We start from the raw sequence: 7,311 nt of genomic DNA, 5'->3' as shown, positions 1-7,311 counted from the left end.
AGCCGTGCTCGCGCACCCGCCGGATCATGGACCTGGCCTCGGTCTCCGACACCGTCGTCTTCGGTTTCACACCCGACGCGATGCACATGAAGATGGTCAGCCGCGAATACGGATCTTCCTTGCCTTTTGTAACCTTGTGCCACTCCTTGGAGACCAGGGCATCGAACCCGTCCACATCCTCCAGGCCGCCCTCGCGCACGAAATAACGCAACTCGACAAGATTGAGCAGGGAATCGAGCGCCACCGCAGCATCGGCCAGCGCATCCTGCTTCTCGATGTCGCGCCGGACCTTGTCCGCAACATCACGATGTTCCAGCGGCACATCGTCCAGCAGTTTTTTGGGGATCTTCAATTTCGCGCGGGCGTCGCCACCGGCGCCGCCGCCGCCGCGTACTGCGGCGATCAACCTGGCAAAACCCAGCCGATCAGGAAATTCTTCGCCGCCGCCAAGACGCACCAGCAACGCCGTGCGAATGACCGTTTCGGCGCCCGCAAATTCAAGTTCTGAACGCTCCAGGCCCAGATCGCCGGCGAACCATAGCGCCGCGGCAATCACCGCCGCGCATTCCTCGCGCGCCTTGCGCTCTTTACGATAGGCGTTAAGGGAGAATGGCTTGGCCAGCGTGCGCTCGTCCTGGAATTCCTTGATTCCCTGGCCCTTGGTATCGCCGAAAACGGTAGAGTCAGGCAAACCATGCAAGGCCTTGAGCATCTCGTTGCCGCCGCGCGAATGCGACAGGAAAGTATTGTCGCGCAGGGATTCCGCCGCTTTTTGCAGGTCGCCGCTGAACGTATGCTCCAGGTAGAGGCTGATCAGGTTGACGATGCGCTGGCGCGCATTCTCAAGATCGGTGTGCAGGTGGCTGGTGCCGAAGAAGGCGGCGACCTGCACCGTGCCTTTGGCGGCGTCGGTGATCATCGCGCGGCATTTTTCCTGGTCCAGGATGCGGCTCTTGAGGCCGAAAGCAAGCGCCTTTTCAAAGAAAGGACGCTTGTCGACGAGGTCGATATTCCGGTGTTTGTCGGACATGGGATGCGTGGGTTTCTGCAACGGTAAAACAGCGAAAGCTTAGAGCGCGGACTCTTCACCTGGATCGACAACAGCGGCGGGCTGCGCCGCCGGGCGCTCTTCGGATTCGAGTTTTTTCTGCTCCTGCAATTCCAGCTCCGCTTCGCGCCGCAGGCGTTCTTTCATGCGTTTTTTCAGCACCGGCCAGATCTGTTCGAACATGTCGGGGTGCTCATGCTTGAGCAGCCAGGTCAGCTCTTTCCAGTCGCGGTCGCTGACTTCCGACTTGTCGACTTCATCGCCCTCTTCGGTGCGGTTGACGTTGAACGTGTCATAGGTGACGAAATGCACCACCTCTTCATCGCGGTCCGACAGGTAATCGATCAGCGCTTCGCAGCCGCCGTCGACATCGCCGATCGCTTCGAGGAATTCGCCGGTCTGGCTGTCGTCGCGGAACAGCACCGCATTCACCATGCCGCGCAGGCGCACATGGCTATGGTCGCCATACAGCCGTTCCATCACCACGGCGCGCGCAAACTGTTCCGGCGTCACCAGCAGGTTGACCACCGATTCTTTCGACGTGTCGTATTCGCGGATCACCGCCAGCAGGTCCTTCGGCGGCAGCGTGTCGAGCGCCGCCACCAGCGCGTAGTCGCCCTCGGTCTCAGCCAGGCTGACCAGGGCGAATTCGGCGCCGGCGATATCGCCGCTGCGGATCAGGTTTGCTGCTTTCACTACTAGCGCGTTTGTCATGGTGTCACTCTGTCCAAGATATCTGAATTGCTTAGCCCAGGCGTTCGAAGCCTTGCTCCGCCAGCCAGTCGGCGCCTTCGATTTCCAGGTCGCGGCCGTCTTCTTCGTCGTCGCTCTCGACCTCATCGACTGCATCATCCGAGTCAGACTGGCTATAAGTGCCCTGGTAGCTGCCGTTGCTTTTCTCGTGCAGGTACTCGAGGCAAACCGTGGTGATCAGGAAACGCTCGCCGCCCGGCTCTTGCAAGGCAATCTCGGCCAGCTTTTGCGCCCACGATTCGAATTGCACAGAGTCGGCGACATCGGCCCACAATGGAAAGTCGTCCGGTTCTTCGCCCAGCAGCATGGTCAGCGCCTGCGGATTGGTAAAGTCGACGCCGCCATGGAAAGCCACCGCCACCATTTCCGGATCGGTTTCTATCATCGGCATCATCAAGGCAAACTGCGCGCGCTTGCTTTTCAGGCGCGACGCCAGGATGTCGTTGCCTTCGGAATCGCTTTGCAAATCCTCCAGCTCAGCCTGGTAAGCCTTGGTCAAATCTTCGAAAAAAGCGGAAAGCATCATTGCAGAACCCTGTTCATATAGGTAGTCCAGATTTGCTGGGCGGTCTCAAGCGGATTTTCCAGCAAACTGCGGCGCCGGTTTTCGTCGTATTCCTGGCGTTTCACCGCATCCGACAGCAAGTCGTAGGCTTCCTGGATATCCCGGAACCGTGCGGGCGCGTCGGGCGCGGTGTTGCGGTCGGGATGAAACTCCGAGGCTTTCCTGCGATAGGCGTTTTTCAGGGCGCCGGTGGTTGCATCGCTGTCTGTGCCGAGAACGGCGTAATAATCCTTCATGCGTCCTCACACGTTGGCGTAGCCGGTCACGGGCGACCGTCGTCTTGTTGCTGATGGAATCCTTGCGGGGCAAGTGTTTGTTGCCGAAAAGACACAAACACTTTGGAAGAGTCTGCGGAGGATACACGAGCGGACGCCAGAAGTCGATGCCGCGCGTGGCCTGCACGCCACGATTTGCAGGACGCGCGCGACATATTCCGGTGTATCTTTTGCAATTACTTCCGCCTGCTCCGCGTATTTGCTGCTTTTTTGGCAATATCCGCAACAGTTTCCTGTGAATCGTCATTATCGCCGGCAGCTGCGGTTTCCCCGCCCGATGCTTCACTTATGCTGGCTTGCAGCCATTGCGCCAACGCCGGCTTGATGCCGTTCGCGATGCCGACGCCTTCTATCGCGCTGGATTTCGCCGCTGCCTCCAGCCCGCTGACGCATTGCCCCAGCGCCATCATGATGTCGTTGCCATCGCGCGTAAGCGCCAGATTCTGCAAATACTGCGCGCTTACCTCTGTCATGGCGCGGATATTTTGCACATGGGATTCAACCAGGCGGCTGATCAGGTTGATCTGGATATCGGCCAGGCCTTGCAAAGCGACAGCGCTGGCGCCGAAATCAAGCTGGTCGCACCGTTGCCGCCAGGCAGCGTTGACCGCTGCATTTTTGTCGGCTGAAAAACCGGCGGCCTGCTCCATGTGATTTCTTACCATGGCCTTCCAGCTATCCGCGGTGACTGCCGCGGGACCGGAGTTTGCCTGGTTCATGGCCGGCACTGCCTGAGCCAGGCTTTTGAGAAAAATGCCCATGGCATCCTGATTGGCTTTTCCCCATTGCGCGATGAAATCGGATTGCATATCTAAGCTCCTTGAGAATTGGATTGCTGGCTGGATGATCTTCGGTTGGATGTTCAGTCAAGGGCGTTTTTCACCCAGCTGCCGCACCATCTGCATCACCGCAGCCATCTGCGGCGCCTGGCGCGTATAAAAATTCGGCTTGGCGGGTTCGGGGCTGGTGTAACCCCAGAAATCCCAGCATCCTTTGGGATTGACAAAGGATTTATCCACTTGCGGATAAAGCACGATAATTTTATTGGTGTCGGCCAGTTCGTTATAGCCTGTGGTGCGGACATAACGATCGCCGATAGCCAGCGCATCCTGGCCGCAGCCATGGAAGACTACGTGCACTTTGCAAGCCTCGGCGGCGCAGCTGGCAGGTACATACAGATAGGCGATGTCGCTCAGCCACGCTTGCTTGCCGGGATCGAAGGCACGCTGGTTGAACTGCAATAACCGGCCTTTCGGCTGCGCGGCAGGGGCTTTCATCTTGCCGTAGATCCAGCGCAGGATCTGGTGCGACTGCTCAAAATTGCAATCGTTGATATAGGGCGCGGCGCTCCTGCCGCAGGCAACGTCGCCGGCGTTGCTGGTGATGATGGCATGACCCGCCGCGATGTCATGAATGTATTGGATATTTTCCTTCGGGACCTTGGCCAGCGCGTAAAACCTGGCGGTTTCATCCACGACTTTCGGCAGCACGGTGGTGTCCTTGGTGCCGCTGAAAATATAAACGCGATGGCGTTGCAGATGCTGCGGATCGTCGATCACCCCTTGCTGTGCGAATTTCTGCGCGGCCAGCCACGAATTTTCCGCACTGGGTGCACTGCCGAGCGGCTGCATGCACAGCGTCTGCGCAGCAATGAACGGTATCACGCCGGTGGTCTGGCCCGAACAGTAGAACGGCCCGCCGGCAATGATGCCGGCGCCCACCAGCTCCTTGGAAAAGGCGACATCAAACTGCGCCGCCATGAATGCGCCGGAAGACAAACCGGAGACAGAGGTCTGGCGGAGATCGGCGCCATAGGCGCCCAGTTCCGCAATCGGCGCTGCTCTTGCGGATAGGGAAAACGCGGAAAGTAAAACCGAGAAGACGATTACGCAATGCCGGAAGAAGATTTTCATGAGTCAGGCCCCTGGTGAGCATAAAGCATGCGCGGTGTGCGGACGCTAGCAGAGATGTGTCTGCTTTCATCATTCTACGGTTGAGGTTTTTGCCGGAACCTAACGAAACCTGTCACGCGCTCCAGTGAGCCAAGTGCACGATAGCATGGACATGCATCGCCAAAAACTATCAAATTTGACAGCTTGGCCTGGTCTAGCTTGCCTTGATCCGGCAAGCAGCCTGCTGCGCCACAAAGCCGTCGAAGGCCGTCAGCAAGGGCTGGTATTTTTCCTCATCCTGCTCCAGCTGCATCAAGGCATGGCAAGTTGCTTCCAGCGTAGAAAGCTGGCCCGGGCGCTGGGCCTTGCGGATCAGGTAGCGCGATGCCGGCGTCGAAGTCAGCAGATTCTGCAGCGACAGGCGCGGCAGCTGCTGCAGCAGCGGATTGAGGTACAGCATTTTCCGGCTCTTGCGCCAGGTGCCGTCCAGCACCACCAGCCGCAATTGCGCCGGTTCTCGCAACAGCGCCGGGTCCAGCGGCGGCGGTGCGGCCAGCTCCAGGCTTTTATCTGCGGGGCTGTCTGGATATAACAGGATGGCATGCCTGGCAGGCGCGTGGAGCAGCGCTTTCAAGCCCTGCTCGTCAAAGGTTTCACCGACAAACAGTTCGCTGCGCGCCAGGCTCAGCTGCAAAAGGCGGGCGCTGCCTTTGGCCTGGCGGACTTCCAGCGGATGCTGCAAGATCAGCACGTCGACCGCCGGCTCTATCGGCGTAATCCAGCTGCAGATGCAAGCGCTCTGCGGGCGCAGGCATCTGGGACAGGCGAGGCGCTGGTGATGGTCGAGCTGCTTCATCGAGTGGACAGGTAGAGGAATCCGGCCGCTATTGCTGCTACGGCGCTTTCTTGCGGCGCGGTTTGCGCGCCGGCGGTTCTTCCGCCGCTGCGGCGACCGACGCCTGCAAAGCGCATACCTCGTCATGCAGCCAGCTGCGCAGAGCCTGCAGCGGCGCCCAGTCGCACAGTGAGGGCGGATAGACCAGGAAATAAGACGAATAATCGGCGTCCGGCGCCAGCCGCTGTTCCGACAGCTGCACCAGCAAGCCGTCGCGCAAGGCATCGGCCACCATGAATTCGCGCCCCAGCGCTATGCCCAAACCTTGTTCGGCGGCTTGCAGCATCAGGCCGGCGTCGTTAAAGCTGGCCACCGGATTGGTCCTCACTGTCAGCCCGGCTTCGCTGAACCAGAGATCCCACAGATCGGCGTCGCCCAGCAAGGGCTCATGCACCAGCGCCGCCGCGCCGCCTCCTTGCAGGCGGCGCGCGGTGGCCGGCGAAGCCACCACCACCAGCGGGCTGTCGAAAAGACGTTCATCGCTCAACCCGGACCAGCCGCCGCGTCCCTGGCGCAGCGCCGCGTGGAAACCGTCGCGCTGCAAATCCATCACCTGCTGCGAGGAGTGCAGCTCCAGCGCGATGTCGGGATGGCGCTGGCGCCAGCGCTGCATGCGCGGCAGCAGCCAGCGCTGCAGGAAAGACGGCATCACCGTCAGCCGCAGCCGTTGCGCAACGCCGGTCGCCGTGGCGGCTGCGGCCAGCACGCCGACATCCAGCTGCGCCAGAGCCGACTCGACGCTGCATAGCAGCGCCTGGCCCGCTTCGTTCAGCACGATGCGGCGGCCGCGCCGCTCAAACAGGACAAAACCAAGCTGCTGCTCAAGCACGCCTATCTGCTGGCTGACGGCGCTATGGGTCAGGTGCATTTCGACCGCGGTAGCGCGCAGATTCTGCAGGCGGGCAGCGGTGCGGAAGACCGGGAGGGTATGCAAAGGGAGTCGGCTCATGATGGTAAGCATAGCTTACCAAGATGGTTAGAACAAGTCGTTTCCCTAAGTGACTGTGGTTGGATATTCTGACCAGTATTGAAAGTGCTGTGAATATTTCCTACAACCAACTTGTGAGCTTGCCATGAACTGCGTATCGACACCGGACCAAATCGCGACAACATTGCCACGCCCGCAAGGTTTGCTGGGTAACCTGTTACAGGCCGTCAAGAGCACTGGCGGCTGGTGGCAGCAGCGCCTGATCCCGCCACAGCCAGCAAAAGCGCCGCCGGCAGAGACGCCGCAAAAATACGTGCTGAATGTGCGCGAGCTGAGCGACCACCTTTTACGCGATATCGGCTACCTCGATTCCGTGCAGCCGCGCGAGCAGGTGCGCAGGGATACGATTTTTTGAGGCCGATAAGCTTGCTTCAAGCCACAAACCCGCGCGCTCCTTGCATGCCGCCGGTATGCACGGCAAGCACCCGCTCATCGGGGCGGAAAACCTGGGCCTGCTGCAAGCGCCTGAGGGCATGAAACAGCTTGCCCGTATAAACCGGCTCTATCGGCAGGTCGAATTCCTGTGAAAACTCGCGGCAGAACTGGCGCAGCTCGGGCGGCGCCTTGCCATAGCCGCCGTGATGCGCATCAGTGATCAATTGATAATTCCGGTAGGCGGGATAACCCGCCTCCTGCAGCAAGCGGGCGATCTCCTGGTGCAGATAAGCGGCATCCTTGAGAACCGCGATGCCGATCGCCCGGCCCCGGCCCTGCAAACCGGCGAGGATGCCGGCAAGCGTGGCGCCGGTGCCGCAGGCGACCATGATCACATCCGGCATGAAAGGCAGCTCAGTGGTCAACTCGTCCACCAGTTCCGCGACGCCGCGCAAGGCCGCCGGCGCACTGCCGCCTTCCGGCAGCCAGACGTGGCTGTCATCGCCAGTGGCGATGTGCC

The 7,311-nt window shown here is 60.3% G+C and carries 10 protein-coding genes; 1 reads left to right on the top strand and 9 read right to left on the bottom strand.

Annotated elements, in window-relative coordinates; all coding sequences use genetic code 11:
- The 8 genes from JWQ61_RS02710 to JWQ61_RS02675 all read right to left on the bottom strand — a co-directional run.
- A partial coding sequence (locus JWQ61_RS02710; RefSeq protein WP_304359156.1) for a hypothetical protein occupies positions 1 to 1,030 on the bottom strand: 1,030 nt, incomplete at its 3' end.
- A gap of 39 nt (positions 1,031 to 1,069) precedes the next feature.
- On the bottom strand, positions 1,070 to 1,762 hold the full coding sequence (locus JWQ61_RS02705) for a hypothetical protein (RefSeq protein ID WP_304359155.1): 693 nt from the start codon (positions 1,760 to 1,762) through the stop codon (positions 1,070 to 1,072).
- Between the two features lie 31 nt (positions 1,763 to 1,793).
- Positions 1,794 to 2,327, bottom strand: coding sequence for a hypothetical protein (locus JWQ61_RS02700; protein ID WP_304359154.1), 534 nt, complete (start codon positions 2,325 to 2,327; stop codon positions 1,794 to 1,796).
- Positions 2,324 to 2,602, bottom strand: coding sequence for a DnaJ domain-containing protein (locus JWQ61_RS02695; RefSeq protein WP_304359153.1), 279 nt, complete (start codon positions 2,600 to 2,602; stop codon positions 2,324 to 2,326). The genes JWQ61_RS02700 and JWQ61_RS02695 overlap by 4 nt, the downstream gene beginning before the upstream one ends.
- 215 nt (positions 2,603 to 2,817) lie before the next feature.
- Positions 2,818 to 3,450 carry a hypothetical protein gene (locus tag JWQ61_RS02690; RefSeq protein ID WP_304359152.1) on the bottom strand — a complete coding sequence of 211 codons (633 nt, stop codon included), beginning with the start codon at positions 3,448 to 3,450 and terminating at the stop codon, positions 2,818 to 2,820.
- 57 nt (positions 3,451 to 3,507) lie between these two features.
- On the bottom strand, positions 3,508 to 4,554 hold the full coding sequence (locus tag JWQ61_RS02685; RefSeq protein ID WP_304359151.1) for a PHB depolymerase family esterase: 1,047 nt from the start codon (positions 4,552 to 4,554) through the stop codon (positions 3,508 to 3,510).
- A gap of 193 nt (positions 4,555 to 4,747) precedes the next feature.
- Positions 4,748 to 5,389 carry a tRNA-uridine aminocarboxypropyltransferase gene (locus tag JWQ61_RS02680; protein ID WP_304359150.1) on the bottom strand — a complete coding sequence of 214 codons (642 nt, stop codon included), beginning with the start codon at positions 5,387 to 5,389 and terminating at the stop codon, positions 4,748 to 4,750.
- A 37-nt stretch (positions 5,390 to 5,426) separates the two neighbouring features.
- Positions 5,427 to 6,389 carry a LysR substrate-binding domain-containing protein gene (locus tag JWQ61_RS02675; protein WP_304359149.1) on the bottom strand — a complete coding sequence of 321 codons (963 nt, stop codon included), beginning with the start codon at positions 6,387 to 6,389 and terminating at the stop codon, positions 5,427 to 5,429.
- Positions 6,390 to 6,501: 112 nt separating this feature from the next.
- Between JWQ61_RS02675 and JWQ61_RS02670 the strand changes: the two genes are divergently transcribed.
- Positions 6,502 to 6,771, top strand: a complete 270-nt coding sequence (locus tag JWQ61_RS02670) for a hypothetical protein (protein WP_304359148.1) — start codon at positions 6,502 to 6,504, stop codon at positions 6,769 to 6,771.
- Positions 6,772 to 6,787: 16 nt separating this feature from the next.
- On the opposite strand, the gene JWQ61_RS02665 is transcribed toward JWQ61_RS02670, so the two are convergent.
- On the bottom strand, positions 6,788 to 7,311 hold a 524-nt coding region (locus tag JWQ61_RS02665), incomplete at its 5' end, for a 1-aminocyclopropane-1-carboxylate deaminase/D-cysteine desulfhydrase (RefSeq protein ID WP_304359147.1).

The organism is Collimonas fungivorans (assembly GCF_028292705.1).
Taxonomy (GTDB): Bacteria; Pseudomonadota; Gammaproteobacteria; order Burkholderiales; family Burkholderiaceae_D; genus Collimonas; species Collimonas fungivorans_B.
The sequence above is the reverse complement of the archived record's forward strand: the minus strand, read 5'-3'. Positions and strand labels throughout refer to the sequence as shown.